The 20,667-nt window shown below is 40.9% G+C and carries 11 protein-coding genes, 20 tRNA genes, 3 rRNA genes and 1 pseudogene; 31 read left to right on the plus strand and 4 right to left on the minus strand.

Annotated elements, in window-relative coordinates; genetic code table 11:
• Nucleotides 1-97 precede the first annotated feature (97 nt).
• The 4 genes from gerLA to JFT95_RS29830 are packed head-to-tail and all read left to right on the plus strand — an operon-like array spanning nt 98 to nt 3,991.
• On the plus strand, nt 98-1,570 hold the full coding sequence (gene gerLA / locus JFT95_RS01935; protein WP_201051242.1) for a spore germination protein GerLA: 1,473 nt from the start codon (nt 98-100) through the stop codon (nt 1,568-1,570).
• A gap of 6 nt (nt 1,571-1,576) precedes the next feature.
• Nucleotides 1,577-2,701 carry an endospore germination permease gene (locus tag JFT95_RS01940; protein ID WP_002169135.1) on the plus strand — a complete coding sequence of 375 codons (1,125 nt, stop codon included), beginning with the start codon at nt 1,577-1,579 and terminating at the stop codon, nt 2,699-2,701.
• Complete coding sequence (locus tag JFT95_RS01945; RefSeq protein ID WP_061689192.1) at nt 2,685-3,851, plus strand: Ger(x)C family spore germination protein; 1,167 nt, start codon at nt 2,685-2,687, stop codon at nt 3,849-3,851. The genes JFT95_RS01940 and JFT95_RS01945 overlap by 17 nt, the downstream gene beginning before the upstream one ends.
• A gap of 11 nt (nt 3,852-3,862) precedes the next feature.
• Complete coding sequence (locus tag JFT95_RS29830; RefSeq protein WP_002029830.1) at nt 3,863-3,991, plus strand: hypothetical protein; 129 nt, start codon at nt 3,863-3,865, stop codon at nt 3,989-3,991.
• A 63-nt stretch (nt 3,992-4,054) separates the two neighbouring features.
• Here the strand turns inward: JFT95_RS29830 and JFT95_RS01950 are convergent, their stop codons facing one another.
• From JFT95_RS01950 to JFT95_RS01960, 3 genes are read right to left on the minus strand one after another with little or no spacing between them, the layout of a single operon-like run.
• On the minus strand, nt 4,055-5,455 hold the full coding sequence (locus JFT95_RS01950; protein WP_002125307.1) for a nucleoside recognition domain-containing protein: 1,401 nt from the start codon (nt 5,453-5,455) through the stop codon (nt 4,055-4,057).
• Nucleotides 5,433-6,155 (minus strand): FeoB small GTPase domain-containing protein, encoded by a 723-nt coding sequence (locus tag JFT95_RS01955; protein ID WP_016101791.1) that lies wholly within the window; start codon nt 6,153-6,155, stop codon nt 5,433-5,435. The genes JFT95_RS01950 and JFT95_RS01955 overlap by 23 nt, the downstream gene beginning before the upstream one ends.
• The gene (locus JFT95_RS01960; RefSeq protein ID WP_002090873.1) at nt 6,152-6,409 is read right to left on the minus strand and encodes a FeoA family protein; all 258 of its coding nucleotides are present in this window, start codon (nt 6,407-6,409) and stop codon (nt 6,152-6,154) included. Before JFT95_RS01960 ends, JFT95_RS01955 begins: the two co-directional genes overlap by 4 nt.
• 500 nt (nt 6,410-6,909) lie before the next feature.
• On the opposite strand from JFT95_RS01960, the gene JFT95_RS01965 reads away from it, so the two are divergent.
• The 4 genes and pseudogenes from JFT95_RS01965 to JFT95_RS01980 all read left to right on the plus strand — a co-directional run.
• Complete coding sequence (locus JFT95_RS01965) at nt 6,910-7,809, plus strand: phosphate ABC transporter substrate-binding protein PstS family protein (RefSeq protein WP_201051244.1); 900 nt, start codon at nt 6,910-6,912, stop codon at nt 7,807-7,809.
• A gap of 71 nt (nt 7,810-7,880) precedes the next feature.
• On the plus strand, nt 7,881-8,771 hold the full coding sequence (gene pstC / locus JFT95_RS01970) for a phosphate ABC transporter permease subunit PstC (protein WP_002090872.1): 891 nt from the start codon (nt 7,881-7,883) through the stop codon (nt 8,769-8,771).
• A 2-nt stretch (nt 8,772-8,773) separates the two neighbouring features.
• Nucleotides 8,774-9,694, plus strand: coding sequence for a phosphate ABC transporter permease PstA (gene pstA / locus JFT95_RS01975; protein WP_002010630.1), 921 nt, complete (start codon nt 8,774-8,776; stop codon nt 9,692-9,694).
• A 49-nt stretch (nt 9,695-9,743) separates the two neighbouring features.
• Nucleotides 9,744-10,160 (plus strand): annotated as a pseudogene (locus tag JFT95_RS01980) (P-loop nucleotide/nucleoside kinase family protein); the annotation flags it as partial.
• A gap of 49 nt (nt 10,161-10,209) precedes the next feature.
• Here JFT95_RS01980 and JFT95_RS01985 read toward each other — a convergent pair.
• Entirely contained in the window at nt 10,210-13,254 is a 3,045-nt protein-coding gene (locus JFT95_RS01985) for an efflux RND transporter permease subunit (RefSeq protein ID WP_201051246.1), read from the minus strand.
• Nucleotides 13,255-13,927: 673 nt separating this feature from the next.
• Here JFT95_RS01985 and JFT95_RS01990 point away from each other — a divergent pair.
• The 23 genes from JFT95_RS01990 to JFT95_RS02100 all read left to right on the plus strand — a co-directional run bounded on the left by JFT95_RS01990 (nt 13,928) and on the right by JFT95_RS02100 (nt 20,598).
• Nucleotides 13,928-15,479 (plus strand): 16S ribosomal RNA (locus JFT95_RS01990).
• Nucleotides 15,480-15,625: 146 nt separating this feature from the next.
• Nucleotides 15,626-18,547 (plus strand): 23S ribosomal RNA (locus JFT95_RS01995).
• Between the two features lie 100 nt (nt 18,548-18,647).
• Nucleotides 18,648-18,763, plus strand: a 5S ribosomal RNA gene (rrf, locus tag JFT95_RS02000).
• Together the 16S, 23S and 5S rRNA genes with 20 tRNA genes alongside form the textbook arrangement of a ribosomal RNA operon.
• Before the next feature lie 5 nt (nt 18,764-18,768).
• A tRNA-Val gene (locus tag JFT95_RS02005) sits at nt 18,769-18,844 on the plus strand.
• 8 nt (nt 18,845-18,852) lie between these two features.
• Nucleotides 18,853-18,936 (plus strand) — tRNA-Tyr (locus JFT95_RS02010).
• A gap of 12 nt (nt 18,937-18,948) precedes the next feature.
• A tRNA-Gln gene (locus JFT95_RS02015) sits at nt 18,949-19,023 on the plus strand.
• 4 nt (nt 19,024-19,027) lie between these two features.
• Nucleotides 19,028-19,103 (plus strand) — tRNA-Lys (locus tag JFT95_RS02020).
• A gap of 16 nt (nt 19,104-19,119) precedes the next feature.
• Nucleotides 19,120-19,200, plus strand: a tRNA-Leu gene (locus JFT95_RS02025).
• A gap of 29 nt (nt 19,201-19,229) precedes the next feature.
• Nucleotides 19,230-19,304: transfer RNA gene (locus JFT95_RS02030), tRNA-Gly, on the plus strand.
• A gap of 16 nt (nt 19,305-19,320) precedes the next feature.
• A tRNA-Leu gene (locus JFT95_RS02035) sits at nt 19,321-19,409 on the plus strand.
• 3 nt (nt 19,410-19,412) lie between these two features.
• Nucleotides 19,413-19,486: transfer RNA gene (locus tag JFT95_RS02040), tRNA-Arg, on the plus strand.
• Between the two features lie 10 nt (nt 19,487-19,496).
• Nucleotides 19,497-19,570, plus strand: a tRNA-Pro gene (locus JFT95_RS02045).
• Between the two features lie 15 nt (nt 19,571-19,585).
• A tRNA-Ala gene (locus JFT95_RS02050) sits at nt 19,586-19,658 on the plus strand.
• Nucleotides 19,659-19,676: 18 nt separating this feature from the next.
• Nucleotides 19,677-19,769, plus strand: a tRNA-Ser gene (locus tag JFT95_RS02055).
• Between the two features lie 61 nt (nt 19,770-19,830).
• Nucleotides 19,831-19,923 (plus strand) — tRNA-Ser (locus tag JFT95_RS02060).
• 24 nt (nt 19,924-19,947) lie between these two features.
• Nucleotides 19,948-20,024: transfer RNA gene (locus tag JFT95_RS02065), tRNA-Met, on the plus strand.
• Nucleotides 20,025-20,026: 2 nt separating this feature from the next.
• Nucleotides 20,027-20,102, plus strand: a tRNA-Asp gene (locus tag JFT95_RS02070).
• 9 nt (nt 20,103-20,111) lie between these two features.
• Nucleotides 20,112-20,187 (plus strand) — tRNA-Phe (locus JFT95_RS02075).
• Between the two features lie 19 nt (nt 20,188-20,206).
• Nucleotides 20,207-20,282: transfer RNA gene (locus tag JFT95_RS02080), tRNA-Thr, on the plus strand.
• A gap of 3 nt (nt 20,283-20,285) precedes the next feature.
• Nucleotides 20,286-20,356 (plus strand) — tRNA-Trp (locus JFT95_RS02085).
• A gap of 10 nt (nt 20,357-20,366) precedes the next feature.
• Nucleotides 20,367-20,443, plus strand: a tRNA-Ile gene (locus JFT95_RS02090).
• Between the two features lie 7 nt (nt 20,444-20,450).
• Nucleotides 20,451-20,525, plus strand: a tRNA-Asn gene (locus JFT95_RS02095).
• 1 nt (nt 20,526) lies between these two features.
• Nucleotides 20,527-20,598: transfer RNA gene (locus tag JFT95_RS02100), tRNA-Glu, on the plus strand.
• The last annotated feature ends 69 nt before the right edge of the window (nt 20,599-20,667 follow it).

Genomic DNA, 20,667 nt, shown 5'->3' on the forward strand with positions numbered 1-20,667 from the left:
TATGTTAGAGCTATCTTCGAAAAGAGATAGCTCTTTTTTGTATATATTTTCTTCTATTAGCGGAATCTAACTAAAAACTTGTTGAAAAGGAAGTTAGGTGGGGAAATTGTTAGAGCTAAAAGGTAACTTGTTTGAAGTTATGAAGGAAATTAGAGATGAGTTAGGTTCACCTAATGATTTAACAATTAGAGAAGTTGCTCTTGCTGGTAGTTTTACACGTTGTGCGGTTGTTTTCTTATGTGGATTGACAGATAAGGATAATGTTTATAAATATGTAGTTCGTACACTTCAATATGAAGAAATACCAAATGAAGCAGCTGTGGTTCAGATATTATTGGATCGTTTTATTTCTATTGCAGAAGTCGGTATGAAGACGACTTTTCCAGATATTATAAATGCGGTTTTAGCAGGAGATACAGTCATATTAATTGATAATATTCAAACGGCTATTGTTGTTAACAGTAGGGCTTGGGAGAAAAGAAGTCTAGAACCGCCAGTGACAGAAGATTTAATTCGTGGACCGAGGGTTGGGTTAAATGAAGATATTAATGTGAATAAAATGTTAATTCGCCGTGGTTTACGTGATCCGAAGTTACGGTTTCAATCTTATATTATGGGGAAGCGATCGCAGAAAGAAGTAACCCTAGTATATATAGAGGATATTATTAACCCTTACATCGTAAACGAGCTAGATCGGCGTCTTCAATCAATAGTGACAGATGTCATTTTTGAGACAGGAACGATTGAGCAATTAATTCAAGATAATAATTTATCGCCGTTTCCGCAGTTTTTAAATACAGAAAGACCAGATAATATAGTGGCTGCATTGGCGAAAGGGAAAGCGGCCATTTTAGTAGATGGGTCACCATTTGCTCTTATAGCTCCACTAGTGTTTGTTGATATTTTTCAATCTGTAGAAGATCATTATGAGCGTTGGATAATTGGAACGTTATTAAGAATGTTACGTATGGGATCAGGTATCGCTGCTGTTTTATTACCTGCCATGTACGTAGCGCTTGTATCGTATCATCAAGGGCTTATTCCATCTAAACTAGCTTATTCCATTGCGGGAGCGAGAGAAGGAGTACCGTTTCCTGCTTATATAGAAACGTTAATGATGGCATTAACGATGGAATTAATACGAGAAGCCGGGATTAGGCTTCCGAAACCGATGGGACAAACAATTGGCATCGTAGGCGGTCTTGTAATTGGAGAAGCGGCAGTAAATGCGGGGATTGTAAATCCGTTTTTAGTAATTATTATTGCGGTTACCGCAATTGCTACATTTTCACTGCCTGTATATAGCATTACAATTACGTTCCGGATTTTACTTTTTGTCTTTGTGTTAGCGGCGACTGCTTTTGGATTGTACGGAATCATTTTAGCTCTTATTGCACTTGCGATTCATATTACGAATTTAAAGAGTGTTGGGGTGCCATATACAACGCCTATTGCTCCTGCATTTTATAAAGATTGGGAAGAAGAAATGATCCGCTTGCCAAAATCAATGTTGAAAGAAAGACCAGAGTACTTACAAACGAAAGATTCTACAATACGTCCAAAGGAGTGAGAGTAATTGAAGCCATTTGAATATGGGGATGAAGAAATTGGATCTCGGGAACTTGGTTTTGCGGTATCGTCAACAATTATCGGTATAGGTGCATTATCTATGCCGCGAGATATTGCTACGCAAACTTTATTTTCGGACGGTTGGATTATTTTGCTTTTGGGTGGATTGATATGTGCAATTTTAGGTTGGTTTGTAACGAGGGTAGCTATTTTATTCCCAAAACAAAACTTTGTTCAATATACGAGTGCACATTTGACGAAGCCTGTTGCATACACAATTAGTAGCATTTTAGTATTAACGTTTGCTGCTTTGACAGCATATGAATCGCGAATGATTGCAATTATTTCACAAACGTATTTGTTTAGTGATACACCAGTACAACTATTGTCGTTCTTTTTCCTATTAGTTGTTATTTATGGAATAGCGGGGTCGAGAGCGGCTCTATTAAGGTTAAACGTTTTATTCTTACCTATCGTTTTAATTGCAATCGTACTGCTTTCTTTATTGAATGTGAACTTAATGGAAATAGATAATTTACTACCGGCTTTTCAAACGGACGTCAGTCAATATGCTGTAGGAGTTAAAAATTCTATTTTCACATTTATCGGATTTGAGGTAGCTCTGTTTTATGCCGTGATGTTGAACGATAAGACAGCGAAAAAAGCGCCAATGGCAGTTGCAAAAGCGGTGATAGTAAACGTTTTGTCATACATTTTAATTTATGTAACTTGTATTAGTGTTTTTTCGTATATGACAACACGTGGATTGACATTTCCAACAATTGAACTAGGGAAAGAAATTGAAATTGGTGGAGGATTTTTAGAGAGATTTGATGCGATTTTTTTTACCACTTGGATTATTACTATTTATAACACTACAGCAATGTATTATGACGTCGCATCTTTATTGTTTTGTGCTATGTTTCCAAAAGTGAAGAAACACGTATTTATTTTTGTGAGTGCTCCTATTATTTTTATGGTGAATATGATACCTGGCAATTCGAATGATTTATCAAGTTATGGGACTTATTTAGCTTGGATAGATATGGGGTTTGTTGTGTCAGCACCTTTGCTAGTTTTTATTGTATATAAAATAAAAAGAAGGAATGGTGGAAATGAAACACCTTCTTAAAATTATAATAATTATGTTTTTAGCTGGATCTATTAGTGGGTGCTCTGAGCTGGAGGAGATAGAAGAAAGGGGATTTGTAGTAGGGGCGGCTTACGATATCGTGAAGGAAAAACAATCGAATCCAATTATGAAAGGGACGTATCAGATGGTGCTCCCAAGTAAATTGTCGCAACAAGGTGGACAAGGGGATGGAGATAGCGAAAATTATATTAATGTTAGTGCGAAAGCAGATAGTGTCTTTGAGCAAATACGAATTATCGCTAAAAAAATTAGTCGCTCATTATTCTTTCCGCATATACAAGTGATAATTTTTTCTAAAGATTTACTAGCGAATCCATATGTTTTACAAAATACGTTAGATGTATATATTCGCGATCATGAAATGAGAAGAAATATTCGTTTGTTCGTTTCTAAGAAAAATGCAGAAGCTATTTTAAAGCAGAGTGCCAAGCCTGAAAATTTGCCAGCGCAGTATATCGATATGTTAGCTGAACATCCTCCGAAAAATGCCCAAATGATTGAGGCTGCAAGAATTGGTGAAGTACAGGAAAAGATGATTTCTAACCAGAGTTTCGTATTACCTATTCTCGAACTAACAAAACAAGGGGTACAAATGAACGGAGCGGCGTTGTTTCGCGGGAAGGATAATAAGTGTGTAGGCATTTTGAATGGGGAAGAAACGTTAGGAATGAATTATATAATAGGTAAAAAAATTGGAGGTTTTTTTACTATCCGTAAAAAGAATCAACTTATTACATATGAAATTCATAAGCTGCATCGAAAAATTAAAGTATCTACAACGGATGCTACAAAACCAAAGTTTAATATTCACTTATCTCTGGAAGGTACATTGGCCGAGTTGCACTTTAGTGATCATAAAAAGGTTTTGAATGAAAAGCGTTTAGAGAAGGATATTTCGGAGGAAATGGAGAAACGCATCCAAAAATCGATTAAGCTTGTTCAAAAAAAATATAAGGTAGATGTATTAGCATTAGGGGAAGTATATAAGCGACATAATTATAAAGAGTGGAAGAAGATAGAGAAGAATTGGGATCAAGGTGAAAAATACTTTAGTAATGCTGAAATTACTGTTCATGTTCATCCAACGATTGCACATTCAGGTTCAGCTTTACCGAAGAGAGTGAAATAAGGTGATGTAAGTTGTTTACTGGATTGGGAATTAGTTGCACGATATTAATGGCGGTTCTTCCGGGAGCCATATACTTCATTCATAAAAAAATTACAACGTATGGAGCGCAGCCGTGGAAAGAAAAAAAGAAACCTGAATAATTTCAGGTTTCTTTTGCGCAAAGCATATGTGAAGGGGGATACCTTCTATGTATGCTTTGTTTTTTATACAAGTCCTAACCAATGTACCAATTGTGTAGAGAGGAATGTAACAACAATGGCAATAACAGTAGGGATTGCGAACGATAAGAATGTCCATTTTGCACTTTTTGTTTCTTTATATATGTTAACTAGTGTTGTTCCGCACGGGAAATGAAGAAGAGAGAACAACATTGTGTTTAACGCGGTTAACCAAGTCCAACCGTGTTCTAAGAATAGATTTTTAATTTGATTAAAATCATCTATTTCAGTTAAAGCACCAGTTGATAAGTAAGACATTAATAAAATCGGAATAACAATTTCATTAGCTGGTAGTCCAAGAATAAACGCTGCTAGAATAAATCCGTCAAGTCCTAACATTTTAGCAAATGGATCTAGGAAGTTTACAAAATACATAAGTAAGCTTGTGTCACCGATGAAAATATTAGCAAGTAACCAAGTTAATGCAGCTGCAGGGGCAGCTACAACTACAGCTCGTTTTAAAACATATATTGATTTATCGAGTGTTGCGCGTACAATTGTATTCCAAACTTTTGGCTTACGGTACGGTGGTAACTCAAGTGTGTAGTGAGTCGGAACACCTTTTAAAGCTGTTTTTGATAGTACCCAAGAAACGGTTAATGTCATAATGACACCAATTACAACCATTCCAACTACAACGCCAGCAGTAACAAGTGTTTGCATACTACCTGTATAACCAGCAGCCATAAATAATGAAGCCATTAAAATTAACATAGGCCAGCGACCGTTACAAGGAACGAAGTTGTTTGTTAAGATTGCAAGCATACGTTCACGTGGTGATTCAATAATACGTGTTGACATGATGGCAGCTGCATTACAACCGAATCCCATTGCCATTGTTAAAGATTGCTTGCCATGTGCACCAGATCGTTTGAATAAGCGGTCCATGTTAAATGCGACACGTGGTAAATATCCGTAGTTTTCTAATAGCGCGAACATAGGGAAAAAGATTGCCATAGGTGGTAACATAACGCTAATAACAGCACCGATACCGCGGAATAAACCAAGTATTAAAATGCCATGTAGCCATTCTGGTGCATGCATTGCTTGGAACCAAGATGTTAAATATCCTTCTACCCAGCCAAAGAACTTAGCGATCATATCAGAAGGTACGTTAGCGCCTGCAATTGTAAGATAAAAAATAATAGATAAAATACCGAGCATAATTGGGAATCCCCAGATTGGAGATGTGAAAATTTTATCTAGTTTTTCAGAACGATACAATTTATCGGTATTTGTATATTGAACAGCTTCTTTACATATACTTGCGGAGGTTCGATAAATATCTCCGACAATATCATCTCGTATATCTTCTTTTGAAAGTGTTTGTGCATGTTGAACAATATAGTCCAGTGGAAGAGCTTTACTGGCTGAGTGAGATTCCATTGATTATAACCTCCCTTACAAGTGGTTCGTTATGATGTTTTTGAAGTGCAGTTAAGAAATTTTTATCTCCATCTAAAATACGTAACGCAATCCAACGTGCTGGATACGTATTGCCGAACACTTTATAAATTTGTGGTTCTAATTCTTGAATCATATTTTCGATTTTTTCATTATAAGTAATTTTAATTGGTGTTGGAATGAGTTTTTTATTTGCTACTTTAGCGATGACATTTAGCAAATGACCAATGCCTACTCGGTTGCGAGCAGAAATCTTCACTACAGGTACACCGAGTGATTTTGCTAATTTCTTTTCGTCAATAATGATTCCTTTTTTCTCCGCTTCATCAATTAAGTTAATACAAATGACCACATCGTTTGTCATTTCCATCACTTGGAGTGCTAAATTTAAATTTCTCTCCATTGCAGTTGCATCTATAACAACTACAGTTACTTCTGGTTTTTCAAATATAATATAATCTCGTGCTACTTCTTCATCTGCCGAATTTGAATACAGTGAGTAAGTTCCAGGTAAATCTATTATTGTATATATATTTCCGCCATGCTTATATTCCCCTTCAGCCTTTAAAACAGTTTTCCCCGTCCAGTTTCCAGTATGTTGTTTTAAGCCTGTTAAAGTATTAAATAATGTACTTTTCCCGGTATTCGGGTTACCAGCTAACGCAATGCGATGGTTACTCATCTGAAATCATCTCCTATTAATACCCCGAAAATAAGGGAGCTTTCTTCACTACGCAGTGCAATAGTTGTGTTGCTTACTTGATAAGCGACTGGGTCTCCAAGTGGGCTGCGTTGTAATACTTTAATTGTCGCTCCAGGAAAAAAGCCTAAATCTAATAAACGTCGTTTCATAGTTCCTTCTAATTGTATCTTCTCAATTTGTACAAATTCCCCTGTTCTGAATTCGGAAAGGGGTTTAGTATTAGCCGATACCATAAAAGTTACCTCATCTCTATATTTTTAGTTTTAGTTTAAAAAGTTTCCTTAGGTAAACTTTTTGATACTAATATAGTAGACTACATTTAATGATGCTGTCAATTAGTACTTTAAAAATATTCAAATATTTTTAGAATTGTTCCAATTTATTTAGTTGTACCGAAAAATATTACTGGAATTCTTCTTAAAGTAAGAGTGTAAAAGCTTAAAAATATAGGGGAATTGTAAATGTAGTTTTAACCTAAAGGGAAAAATACAGAAAATCATTTACATTGAATTTACATTGTTAAGATTAAATTTACAATACTACGTGTTTAGTGTGGGTTTTGTTGGCTTTTTCAACTGTAAATGTTGGAATGTCTAGCTTTTAGGGGATGTTATCTCTATTTACTTAAACTTAAAAATTGCTTAACACTCACATAATATTGTTGTCCTACAATGAATTTGTGTTCGAAAGAAGATGAATTCGAAAAGTGATAATCCAAATGGGGGTACAAGACATGGTTATGAAAAAGGGTATTAAATTTTCTTTAGCGGCTTTAGTTGTTGCAGGTGCATTAGTTGGATGTGGAAAAGCAGAAAGTACGGATAATAAGGAAGCTGCTAAAGGTAGCGATGCAAAACAAGAATTATCAGGTACGATTGCAGCGGCTGGCTCTACAGCTCTTCAACCTCTTGCGGAGGAAGCTGGAAAGAAATTCATGGAGAAAAATTCAAAAGTTTCTATTCAAGTTCAAGGTGGCGGTAGTGGAACTGGGATCAACCAAGTAGCATCTGGTGCGGTACAAATTGGTAACTCAGATGTTCCAGCTGGAGATAAAATAAAAGATGCTGAAAAAGCAAAAGAATTAGTAGATAACAAAGTTGCGGGTATCGCATTCGCACTTGTCGTAAATAAAGATGTAAAAGTTGATAACTTAACAGTAAAACAAGTGCAAGATATCTTCACTGGAAAAGTAACGAACTGGAAAGAAGTAGGCGGAAAAGATGAAAAAATCAATGTAATTAACCGACCGGCTTCATCTGGTACACGTGCTACTTTTGAAAAGACAGTGATGAAAGACGCGAAGATTAATGATGGAACTGGTACAACACAAGATTCTAATGGTGCTGTAGAGCAAGCGATTAACTCTACTCCAGGTTCAGTTAGTTACTTAGCAATCTCTTACATGGTTGGTGAGAAAAAAGGTGCGTTACAAACGGTTAAAATTGATGGATCTGAACCGAAAGTTGAAAATATTTCTGCTGGTAAATATCCATTCTGGTCTTACGAGTACATGGTAACTAAAGGTGAGGCAAAAGAAGCGACAAAAGCTTACATTGACTATGTAAAAGGTAAAGATTTCGAAAAACAAGTAGAAGATATGGGTTACATCCCAATGTCTAAATTAAATAAGTAATAAAATTTTATGGGGCTGGCTGCAAGGCCAGTCCTGTTCAATGCAATCTATGAAGTGGGGTCTGTCCTGTGATGAAGGGGAAAAAACAAATTAATTACGTAAAGAGTGAATATATAGGTAGATCACTTGTTACGTTTTGCGGTATCTTTATTGTTTTTATTACATTAGCTATTATTGCGTTTATTTGCGGCAAAGGAATTCAATCTTTCACGCAAAGTGGTATCTCGTTTTCTGAGGTGTTAACTTCGACAAAATGGAATCCAAATGCTGATCAAGGTACGTATGGTGCTGTCATCTTTATTGTCGGTTCGACGCTTGTGTCGTTAGGTGCTGTTGTCATTAGTGCACCAATTGCTATAGCTCTTGCTATATTCATGAATTTAATTTCGCCGAAGTTTGGGAATAAAGTATTAAAGCCTGTTTTAGAATTATTAGTTGGTATTCCATCAGTTGTATACGGATTATTAGGGGTTACGATCTTGGTTCCTCTATTACGGGATTCGTTCGGTGGAGTGGGATTTAGTTTAATTGCGGGTATTATTGTCCTGAGTATTATGATTTTACCTACTATTGCTAGTATTGCCTCTGATGCAATACGCTCTGTTCCGTTTGATTACTTGGAAGCTTCTTACGGTCTAGGATCGACGAAATGGCAAGCGATTAGCCGAGTTATTGTTCCTGCTGCAAAACAAGGAATTTTAACAGGTATAGTTTTAGGGTTAGCGCGTGCTTTTGGTGAAGCGTTAGCGGTTCAAATGGTAATCGGGAACACGATTAAATTACCGGAAGGAATATATAGTCCAACAGCAACGTTAACAGGTATTCTGACAATGGATATGACGAATACATTGAACGGAACAGCTTGGAACAACGCGCTATGGACGTTAGCGATGATTTTACTTGTTATTTCATTCCTGTTTATTTTAGTAATTCGAGCGATTGGTCAAAGAGGTGAGCGATAATAATGAATGCAAGAACGGTAAATAAAGTTTGGACAGGTATCTTTTATGGGGTTGCAGCTTTAGTTGTAGCTTTGCTGGCTTTTTTAATGTACGAAATTCTGCAAAAGGGATGGGGATTTTGGGATCCTAGTTTCTTATTCGGAGAACCAAGCAATACAAGAGCTGGTGGGGGAATTGGTCCACAGTTATTCAATTCTTTCTACATGCTTGTTATAACACTTATTATATCTATTCCTCTTGGACTAGGGGCTGGAATATATTTAGCGGAGTATGCAAAACAAGGTCGTTTTTTAAGTTTTGTTCGTTTATGTATTGAAACAATGGCGTCTTTACCTTCTATTGTTGTTGGACTATTTGGCTTATTAGTATTTGTTACCATGACAGGCTGGGGATATACAGTAATGGGTGGAGCTCTTGCTTTAACTATTTTGAATTTGCCTGGTTTAACACGTGTTTGTGAAAATGCGATTTCTGAAGTTCCTCATAATGTAAAAGAGGCGAGTCTTGGACTGGGTGCAACGAAATGGCAAACAATTGCCCGCATCATTATCCCGTCTTCGTTACCACAAATCATTACAGGTATTATTTTAGCGGCAGGCCGTATATTCGGTGAAGCTGCGGCGTTAATTTATACAGCGGGTTTAACATCACCTATTTTAAATTCAGCAGCGGACTTCTCGAGCCCCTCGCATCCTTTAAATCCATTTAGACCAGCTGAAACGTTAGCTGTTCACATTTGGAAATTAAACTCTGAAGGGATTATCCCGGATGCGAAGTTAATTGCAACAAAATCTGCAGCGGTATTAATTATTATGGTATTACTCTTTAATATCATTTCTCGTTTCGTAGCATCTGTATTACACAAGCGTTTTACAGGAGCGAAAAAAAGTCGTAAAACGACGAAGAAGGTAAAAGCGGCATAAATGTCCGTAAAAGAACTCTCTGTTTATAAACAGGGAGTTTTTTTACGGACATTTATTAAAATCATTAACGGTAAGAGGGAGTGAATCGACAGTTGTTGGGGGAGTCTCCTATGATATTGAGTGGAAACTGATAGGTTTTTTGTTGGAACAAGAGCACAGTGTGATATTAGATAGTCCATGTCTCTATGAAGGGATGGTTAAAAAAGGAATAGATTTATGTCAGAAACATGGTGCTACATATAAATATATTGAATGTTATCTTAATAATATAGAAGAAATTAATCGTAGGTTACAAACGCGTGAACGTAAGATAAGTCAAATTACAAAAGTAGAATCAGAGGTAGCATTTAAAAAATGTCTGGCTGGCAGTAAAAGGCCTTTACATGGTGAATATCTTATTGTGGATTCTGGAGAGCCGCTAGAGAAGTATGGTAAAAAAGTGATGGATTATATTATGGATAGATAGAGGGATAAAAAAGGCGTTATCTTCATAATTGAAGATAACGCCTTTTGGTTTAAATATCAGGTGTTTCTGTAGAAGTGCTTATTTTTCTGCGAGAGCGTCTTTTTCTCCCGATTTTATCTAATAGTTCATACATAACGGGAACGACTACTAATGTAAGAACGGTTGAGACTGCCAAACCACCGATTACAACGACGGCCAGACTTTTGGATACCATACTTCCTGCTTGAGATTGACCGAATAGGAGCGGTAGCATAGCGACGATTGTTGTTATAGCTGTCATAATAATTGGGCGTAATCTAGTAGATCCTGCTTCTAGTAAGGCTTCTCTTGTTTCCATACCGTTTTCCCGATTTTGTTGCACTCTTTCTATTAATACAATAGCATTTGTAACGACAATCCCGATTAACATTAATGCGCCGATTAATGAATTTACGTCAACAGGTGTTCTTGAAATGATTAATCCTAAAATACCGCCGACAGCAGCTAATGGTAAAGAGAATAAAATCGCGAAAGGAGCACGTGCTTGCCCGAATGTGATAACCATAATTAAATATACAATCCCGATTGCAATCCCCATAATTTTAAATAAATCAGTGAAGTTCTCTTGCATAGATTCAGTAGCACCTGCGATATTTACTTTTGCCCCGTTAGGTAAATCTAAGTCAGCTATCGCTTTGTTTACTTCAGCGCTTACTTTACTTAAATCTTCACTTGAAGCTTCTGCAGTAATTTGAATCGTTTCTTTCCCATCTTTATGGAAGATTTCCGTTTGAAGTTGTTTTTCTGAAATAGTTGCAATGTCTTTTAAAGGAATTGGTCCGTTAATAGGTGATAGTATGTTTGTGTTTAAAATATCTTCTTGTTTGTTAACGGATGCCTTTTTATGTTCTATCATAATAGTTGTTTTTTCATTATTGATTGAGATTTCCCCAATAGGAGATTTCTTCATAAGGAATGATACTTGTTGTGCTGCTAATTCTGGTGTTAAACCTAGTTGCTCAGCCTTTGTTTGATCGATATGAATTTGCCATTCTTTTTTAGATTCTTCTATATTTGTTTTTACTTTAGAGAGATCGTCCATGCCTTTTAGTTTTGTTTCGACGATGTTAGCGGCCTTTTTTAAATTTGTTTCGTTAGTAGCGGTTACGTTAAATTGTAAGTTGTTTCCGCCTCCGGAATCAGAGTAACTCGTTTTTATATAATCAAGTTCAGCTGGTTCGAAAGCTGTATGATCCTTTTTTAATTCTTTAATATATTGGTCGATGTCAGATCCTTTTTTAAAGACTACAAATATAGTTGCAAGATTGTTTTGAGTTGTCTGTCCCCATTGTGCATCTTCTGCGCTAGATCCCATTCGCAAAATAACATCTGTTACATCAGAATTAGAGAGGAGTTTCTTTTCGAAATCAAAGGCTTTTTGTTTTTTAGCTTCAGAATCATAATCACCTGGAAATGTCATGTTAACGGAAAGCATTGTATCGTCCTCAGACTTTATGTTAGCTTTCGGAAGTAGTATGTAGGCTGCAATTGATCCTGCAAATAATAAAAAAGAAGTGAGTAGAATGATAAACTTATGAGAAAGAGCCCACTTTAATGTAGCGACATATCGCGGTGAAGAATGTGAATTGCGACGTTTTGTTTTTTTGAGCAGTAAAAAAGCCATAAGTGGAACGACTGTTAATGCCACAATTAAGGAAGAAAGTATAGAATACACAACTGCTAACACCATAGGTAACATTAGTTTTCCGATTACTCCCGATACGAGACCGATAGGTAAAAAAACGGCGACTGTCGTTAAAGTAGAAGAGGTAATTGCGACGGCGACCTCTTTTGTTGCATCGAGAATAATATCTTTAGAGAAAGATTCTTTTTGTAAACGACGGAAAATATTCTCGATGACAACGATACTATCATCGACGAGACGTCCAACTGCAACGGCTAAGCCACCAAGAGTTAGAATGTTAAGTGTGATGTTAGATTGATGGAGTAAAAATAGTGTTAATAAAATAGATAATGGAATACTAACGACAGCGATGAGTGTTGTTCGGAAGCTGCGTAAAAAGATTAAGATAATGAGAGTTGCAGCAATTGCCCCAAGGATTACTTCTTTTCCCATACTAGTAACAGCATTTTCAACTTGCTCATGAGTTGAAGCTAAAAGTTTAATAGAGAATTGATCTTTATATTGCTTGCTTATATCTTTAATCTTTTTATCAATCTCTTTTCCGATTGCAACCGCATTTTTACTCGGCTCTTTCATGATGATTAATCCTGTTCCTTCTTCCCCGTTTATGTGCGAGATTGTATCGTAATGTTGTTTTAATTCAATTTGAGCAACATCTTGTAATTTTACTTGAGGTGTAACGGTGATGTTTTTTATGTCATTTACATTTTTTATATCCCTGATGACACGAAGATTGTATTCTGCCTTATTAACGGTAATTGCTCCGGCTGGAGTGGAAGTTTCTTTTCCTTGTAAAACTGTTAATACTTGCTGTGATGTTACGTTTTTCTCTTTTAGTTGGTTAGGATCAAGTACGATGGATAATTCGGAAGTTGATTTTCCGAAAAACATAACATTGGCAACACCATTAATGCTTTCGAGTTGTGGTACGATTTTTTTCTCAATTTGTTTTTCGTCAGCTTTTGAAAATCCGTTTTGCTTCTGGATGGTAATTTGAGCGAGTGGAATCATAGAAGTATTTAATTGACTAACAACAGGTTTGGTTACATCTTTAGGTAATTTAATCGTATTAATTGTTTTTTCGACTTCGCGTGCCGCGTCTTTCATATTTGCCTTGGATGTATATGCAATGTCGATGCGTGATAATCCTTCATGTGTGGAAGAAGTGATGCCATCGATATGTTCTAAATTACGAAATTGTTTTTCAAGGGGATCAGTTACGTCCTTGGTCATCGTTTCAGCATCGAGCCCTTGAGATAATGTCGTAACAGTTATTGCTGGGTTATCGATGCTTGGTAAAAATTCCATAGGTAATTTAGAGCCGGAATAAACACCGAGTATGGAAATGAGAAAAACTATGATAATAATAGCGGCTCGGTTTTTTAATGAAAATTTTGTTAACCTATCCATAAAATAATTCCTCCATTAGTTTATTTATAGTTTTGTGGGCACTTTCTTACTATATAACAAAAATTGGATATCTTTCATTAATTAAATGTAAAAAAATTCTAAAAATAATCTTAAGTTAATATTTCGAGGGGAAGTTTGTTATTTGTGGAAGCAAAATTCCTGATTGGAGAGAAAAATCAGGAATTAAAGTTTTGCTTTAGTATAGTGGCCACGTTTTTTGTTACTCTACATTTAAATGATTATTTGTCTTTCTTAAGTAGAACTATGGTAATTATAAAATTTAAAAAGGAGAAGACTAAAGGTTAGGAAGTTATTGTGAAATACTGCCTGGTTGATGATAGTGTATAGTAACTTGTATACAATCAAAATGAATGCTTTTAGTAGAAAGGATAAGGGTTCTTTCTATAGAAGAAAGATAGGATAGATAACTTTTTGTATTTTTTTATAAAAAATACTTGTTATTTAAAAATCATGATGGTATATTAATAAACGTCGCTGATGCGGAAACGCAGAAAACGACAAAAAATAAATTCGAAAACATAGTTGACATCAAAAAATGAAGATGTTAATATGATGAAGTCGCTTTTGAAGCGGCAGACAAGTTCTTTGAAAACTGAACGAAACAAACAACGTGAACGTCAATTTTTATTTTTAGATGCTAGACAAACTAACTTTATTGGAGAGTTTGATCCTGGCTCAGGATGAACGCTGGCGGCGTGCCTAATACATGCAAGTCGAGCGAATGGATTAAGAGCTTGCTCTTATGAAGTTAGCGGCGGACGGGTGAGTAACACGTGGGTAACCTACCCATAAGACTGGGATAACTCCGGGAAACCGGGGCTAATACCGGATAATATTTTGAACTGCATAGTTCGAAATTGAAAGGCGGCTTCGGCTGTCACTTATGGATGGACCCGCGTCGCATTAGCTAGTTGGTGAGGTAACGGCTCACCAAGGCGACGATGCGTAGCCGACCTGAGAGGGTGATCGGCCACACTGGGACTGAGACACGGCCCAGACTCCTACGGGAGGCAGCAGTAGGGAATCTTCCGCAATGGACGAAAGTCTGACGGAGCAACGCCGCGTGAGTGATGAAGGCTTTCGGGTCGTAAAACTCTGTTGTTAGGGAAGAACAAGTGCTAGTTGAATAAGCTGGCACCTTGACGGTACCTAACCAGAAAGCCACGGCTAACTACGTGCCAGCAGCCGCGGTAATACGTAGGTGGCAAGCGTTATCCGGAATTATTGGGCGTAAAGCGCGCGCAGGTGGTTTCTTAAGTCTGATGTGAAAGCCCACGGCTCAACCGTGGAGGGTCATTGGAAACTGGGAGACTTGAGTGCAGAAGAGGAAAGTGGAATTCCATGTGTAGCGGTGAAATGCGTAGAGATATGGAGGAACACCAGTGGCGAAGGCGACTTTCTGGTCTGTAACTGACACTGAGGCGCGAAAGCGTGGGGAGCAAACAGGATTAGATACCCTGGTAGTCCACGCCGTAAACGATGAGTGCTAAGTGTTAGAGGGTTTCCGCCCTTTAGTGCTGAAGTTAACGCATTAAGCACTCCGCCTGGGGAGTACGGCCGCAAGGCTGAAACTCAAAGGAATTGACGGGGGCCCGCACAAGCGGTGGAGCATGTGGTTTAATTCGAAGCAACGCGAAGAACCTTACCAGGTCTTGACATCCTCTGAAAACTCTAGAGATAGAGCTTCTCCTTCGGGAGCAGAGTGACAGGTGGTGCATGGTTGTCGTCAGCTCGTGTCGTGAGATGTTGGGTTAAGTCCCGCAACGAGCGCAACCCTCGATCTTAGTTGCCATCATTAAGTTGGGCACTCTAAGGTGACTGCCGGTGACAAACCGGAGGAAGGTGGGGATGACGTCAAATCATCATGCCCCTTATGACCTGGGCTACACACGTGCTACAATGGACGGTACAAAGAGCTGCAAGACCGCGAGGTGGAGCTAATCTCATAAAACCGTTCTCAGTTCGGATTGTAGGCTGCAACTCGCCTACATGAAGCTGGAATCGCTAGTAATCGCGGATCAGCATGCCGCGGTGAATACGTTCCCGGGCCTTGTACACACCGCCCGTCACACCACGAGAGTTTGTAACACCCGAAGTCGGTGGGGTAACCTTTATGGAGCCAGCCGCCTAAGGTGGGACAGATGATTGGGGTGAAGTCGTAACAAGGTAGCCGTATCGGAAGGTGCGGCTGGATCACCTCCTTTCTATGGAGAATTGATGAACGCAGTTCATCAATAAACGTTGACTTGTTTTGTTTCGTTCAGTTTTGAGAGAACTATCTCTCAAGTTTAAATGTATGTTCTTTGAAAACTAGATAACAGTGTAGCTCATATTTTTTTAATTTTAGTTTGGTTAAGTTAGAAAGGGCGCACGGTGGATGCCTTGACACTAGGAGTCGATGAAGGACGGGACTAACGCCGATATGCTTCGGGGAGCTGTAAGTAAGCTTTGATCCGAAGATTTCCGAATGGGGAAACCCACTATACGTAATGGTATGGTATCCTTACCTGAATACATAGGGTATGGAAGACAGACCCAGGGAACTGAAACATCTAAGTACCTGGAGGAAGAGAAAGCAAATGCGATTTCCTGAGTAGCGGCGAGCGAAACGGAATCTAGCCCAAACCAAGAGGCTTGCCTCTTGGGGTTGTAGGACATTCTATACGGAGTTACAAAGGAACGAGGTAGACGAAGCGACCTGGAAAGGTCCGTCACAGAGGGTAATAACCCCGTAGTCGAAACTTCGTTCTCTCTTGAATGTATCCTGAGTACGGCGGAACACGTGAAATTCCGTCGGAATCTGGGAGGACCATCTCCCAAGGCTAAATACTCCCTAGTGATCGATAGTGAACCAGTACCGTGAGGGAAAGGTGAAAAGCACCCCGGAAGGGGAGTGAAAGAGATCCTGAAACCGTGTGCCTACAAATAGTCAGAGCCCGTTAATGGGTGATGGCGTGCCTTTTGTAGAATGAACCGGCGAGTTACGATCCCGTGCGAGGTTAAGCTGAAGAGGCGGAGCCGCAGCGAAAGCGAGTCTGAATAGGGCGTTTAGTACGTGGTCGTAGACCCGAAACCAGGTGATCTACCCATGTCCAGGGTGAAGTTCAGGTAACACTGAATGGAGGCTCGAACCCACGCACGTTGAAAAGTGCGGGGATGAGGTGTGGGTAGCGGAGAAATTCCAATCGAACCTGGAGATAGCTGGTTCTCCCCGAAATAGCTTTAGGGCTAGCCTTAAGTGTAAGAGTCTTGGAGGTAGAGCACTGATTGAACTAGGGGTCCTCATCGGATTACCGAATTCAGTCAAACTCCGAATGCCAATGACTTATCCTTAGGAGTCAGACTGCGAGTGATAAGATCCGTAGTCAAGAGGGAAACAGCCCAGATCGCCAGCTAAGGTCCCAAAGTGTGTATTAAGTGGAAAAGGATGTGGAGTTGCTTAGACAACTAGGATGTTGGCTCAGAAGCAGCCACCATTTAAAGAGTGCGTAATAGCTCACTAGTCGAGTGACTCTGCGCCGAAAATGTACCGGGGCTAAATACACCACCGAAGCTGCGAATTGATACCAATGGTATCAGTGGTAGGGGAGCGTTCTAAGTGCAGTGAAGTCAGACCGGAAGGACTGGTGGAGCGCTTAGAAGTGAGAATGCCGGTATGAGTAGCGAAAGACGGGTGAGAATCCCGTCCACCGAATGCCTAAGGTTTCCTGAGGAAGGCTCGTCCGCTCAGGGTTAGTCAGGACCTAAGCCGAGGCCGACAGGCGTAGGCGATGGACAACAGGTTGATATTCCTGTACCACCTCTTTATCGTTTGAGCAATGGAGGGACGCAGAAGGATAGAAGAAGCGTGCGATTGGTTGTGCACGTCCAAGCAGTTAGGCTGATAAGTAGGCAAATCCGCTTATCGTGAAGGCTGAGCTGTGATGGGGAAGCTCCTTATGGAGCGAAGTCTTTGATTCCCCGCTGCCAAGAAAAGCTTCTAGCGAGATAAAAGGTGCCTGTACCGCAAACCGACACAGGTAGGCGAGGAGAGAATCCTAAGGTGTGCGAGAGAACTCTGGTTAAGGAACTCGGCAAAATGACCCCGTAACTTCGGGAGAAGGGGTGCTTTCTTAACGGAAAGCCGCAGTGAATAGGCCCAAGCGACTGTTTAGCAAAAACACAGGTCTCTGCGAAGCCGTAAGGCGAAGTATAGGGGCTGACACCTGCCCGGTGCTGGAAGGTTAAGGAGAGGGGTTAGCGTAAGCGAAGCTCTGAACTGAAGCCCCAGTAAACGGCGGCCGTAACTATAACGGTCCTAAGGTAGCGAAATTCCTTGTCGGGTAAGTTCCGACCCGCACGAAAGGTGTAACGATTTGGGCACTGTCTCAACCAGAGACTCGGTGAAATTATAGTACCTGTGAAGATGCAGGTTACCCGCGACAGGACGGAAAGACCCCGTGGAGCTTTACTGTAGCCTGATATTGAATTTTGGTACAGTTTGTACAGGATAGGCGGGAGCCATTGAAACCGGAGCGCTAGCTTCGGTGGAGGCGCTGGTGGGATACCGCCCTGACTGTATTGAAATTCTAACCTACGGGTCTTATCGACCCGGGAGACAGTGTCAGGTGGGCAGTTTGACTGGGGCGGTCGCCTCCTAAAGTGTAACGGAGGCGCCCAAAGGTTCCCTCAGAATGGTTGGAAATCATTCGTAGAGTGCAAAGGCATAAGGGAGCTTGACTGCGAGACCTACAAGTCGAGCAGGGACGAAAGTCGGGCTTAGTGATCCGGTGGTTCCGCATGGAAGGGCCATCGCTCAACGGATAAAAGCTACCCCGGGGATAACAGGCTTATCTCCCCCAAGAGTCCACATCGACGGGGAGGTTTGGCACCTCGATGTCGGCTCATCGCATCCTGGGGCTGTAGTCGGTCCCAAGGGTTGGGCTGTTCGCCCATTAAAGCGGTACGCGAGCTGGGTTCAGAACGTCGTGAGACAGTTCGGTCCCTATCCGTCGTGGGCGCAGGAAATTTGAGAGGAGCTGTCCTTAGTACGAGAGGACCGGGATGGACGCACCGCTGGTGTACCAGTTGTTCTGCCAAGGGCATAGCTGGGTAGCTATGTGCGGAAGGGATAAGTGCTGAAAGCATCTAAGCATGAAGCCCCCCTCAAGATGAGATTTCCCATAGCGTAAGCTAGTAAGATCCCTGAAAGATGATCAGGTTGATAGGTTCGAGGTGGAAGCATGGTGACATGTGGAGCTGACGAATACTAATAGATCGAGGACTTAACCATATAATATGAAGCAACGTTATCTAGTTTTGAGAGAATATAAAAAACTTATTGACTTTCTAAGTGAATCAAGTATAATAATGTTTGTCTCAATCGAATATAGTCTGGTAATGATGGCAGAGAGGTCACACCCGTTTCCATACCGAACACGGAAGTTAAGCTCTCTAGCGCCAATGGTAGTTGGGACCTTGTCCCTGCGAGAGTAGGACGTTGCCAGGCAAAATGGAGGATTAGCTCAGCTGGGAGAGCACCTGCCTTACAAGCAGGGGGTCGGCGGTTCGATCCCGTCATCCTCCACCATATATGTCGGAGGGGTAGCGAAGTGGCTAAACGCGGCGGACTGTAAATCCGCTCCTTCGGGTTCGGCAGTTCGAATCTGCCCCCCTCCACCATTTCTTAATTATTGGGCTATAGCCAAGCGGTAAGGCAACGGACTTTGACTCCGTCATGCGCTGGTTCGAATCCAGCTAGCCCAGCCATTAAGAGCCATTAGCTCAGTTGGTAGAGCATCTGACTTTTAATCAGAGGGTCGAAGGTTCGAATCCTTCATGGCTCACCATTTTCTTAAAAAATATGCGGGTGTGGCGGAATTGGCAGACGCACTAGACTTAGGATCTAGCGCCTTTGGCGTGGGGGTTCGACTCCCTTCACCCGCACTTTTAATAAAATAACTCAAACATGTCTTGCGGAAGTAGTTCAGTGGTAGAATACAACCTTGCCAAGGTTGGGGTCGCGGGTTCGAATCCCGTCTTCCGCTCCATTTTTCAGTATGACATGCCGGGGTGGCGGAACAGGCAGACGCACAGGACTTAAAATCCTGCGGTGGGTGACCACCGTGCGGGTTCGACCCCCGCCCTCGGCACCATATGCGCCCGTAGCTCAATTGGATAGAGCGTTTGACTACGGATCAAGAGGTTAGGGGTTCGACTCCTCTCGGGCGCGCTTTTATTAACGGGAAGTGGCTCAGCTTGGTAGAGCACCTGGTTTGGGACCAGGGGGTCGCAGGTTCAAATCCTGTCTTCCCGATTTCCCCAAAAACATGGGGCCTTAGCTCAGCTGGGAGAGCGCCTGCCTTGCACGCAGGAGGTCAGCGGTTCGATCCCGCTAGGCTCCACTTTATTTTTTATATGTCGGAGGTATACCCAAGTTCGGCTGAAGGGATCGGTCTTGAAAACCGACAGGCGGCGAGAGTCGCGCGGGGGTTCGAATCCCTCTACCTCCTCCATTTTTTAAAAAAGTGGTTTAGTTACATATAAAAATGAATAAGATATTAATTTTTCCTTCATGGAGGTATACCCAAGTTCGGCTGAAGGGATCGGTCTTGAAAACCGACAGGCGGCGAGAGTCGCGCGGGGGTTCGAATCCCTCTACCTCCTCCATTTATTTTTAAAACATAATATCGTCGCGGGGTGGAGCAGTACGGTAGCTCGTCGGGCTCATAATCCGAAGGTCGCAGGTTCAAATCCTGTCCCCGCAACCAATGGTCCCGTGGTGTAGTGGTTAACATGCCTGCCTGTCACGCAGGAGATCGCCGGTTCGACCCCGGTCGGGACCGCCATTTTATGTTGGCTCGGTAGCTCAGTCGGTAGAGCAGAGGACTGAAAATCCTCGTGTCGGCGGTTCGATTCCGTCCCGAGCCACCATTTTTTTGTTTTTTTTTATGCCGGCTTAGCTCAATTGGTAGAGCAACTGACTTGTAATCAGTAGGTTGGGGGTTCAAGTCCTCTAGCCGGCACCATTTAGGGGCATAGTTTAAAGGTAGAACTGAGGTCTCCAAAACCTCCAGTGTGGGTTCAATTCCTACTGCCCCTGTAAAGTATATGGGCCTATAGCTCAGCTGGTTAGAGCGCACGCCTGATAAGCGTGAGGTCGATGGTTCGAGTCCATTTAGGCCCACCATATATATTCCGCAGTAGCTCAGTGGTAGAGCTATCGGCTGTTAACCGATCGGTCGTAGGTTCGAGTCCTACCTGCGGAGCCATGGCCCGTTGGTCAAGTGGTTAAGACACCGCCCTTTCACGGCGGTAACACGGGTTCGAATCCCGTACGGGTCATAAAAAAAGAGTCAGCATATTGCTGACTCTTTTTTATTATGTATAAGCCTCTTTTTATCACCTTATTTT

It is taken from the genome of Bacillus sp. TH17 (genome assembly GCF_016651125.1).
Lineage (GTDB): Bacteria > Bacillota > Bacilli > Bacillales > Bacillaceae_G > Bacillus_A > Bacillus_A mycoides.

Bases quoted from the DNA above. Each gene is read 5' to 3' on its own strand.
- JFT95_RS01945 (WP_061689192.1), top strand. From the start codon at position 2,685: ATGAAACACCTTCTTAAAATTATAATAATTATGTTTTTAGCTGGATCT.
- JFT95_RS01950 (WP_002125307.1), bottom strand. From the start codon at position 5,455: ATGGAATCTCACTCAGCCAGTAAAGCTCTTCCACTGGACTATATTGTT.
- JFT95_RS01955 (WP_016101791.1), bottom strand. From the start codon at position 6,155: ATGAGTAACCATCGCATTGCGTTAGCTGGTAACCCGAATACCGGGAAA.
- JFT95_RS01960 (WP_002090873.1), bottom strand. From the start codon at position 6,409: ATGGTATCGGCTAATACTAAACCCCTTTCCGAATTCAGAACAGGGGAA.
- JFT95_RS01965 (WP_201051244.1), top strand. From the start codon at position 6,910: ATGGTTATGAAAAAGGGTATTAAATTTTCTTTAGCGGCTTTAGTTGTT.
- pstC (WP_002090872.1), top strand. From the start codon at position 7,881: ATGAAGGGGAAAAAACAAATTAATTACGTAAAGAGTGAATATATAGGT.
- pstA (WP_002010630.1), top strand. From the start codon at position 8,774: ATGAATGCAAGAACGGTAAATAAAGTTTGGACAGGTATCTTTTATGGG.
- JFT95_RS01985 (WP_201051246.1), bottom strand. From the start codon at position 13,254: ATGGATAGGTTAACAAAATTTTCATTAAAAAACCGAGCCGCTATTATT.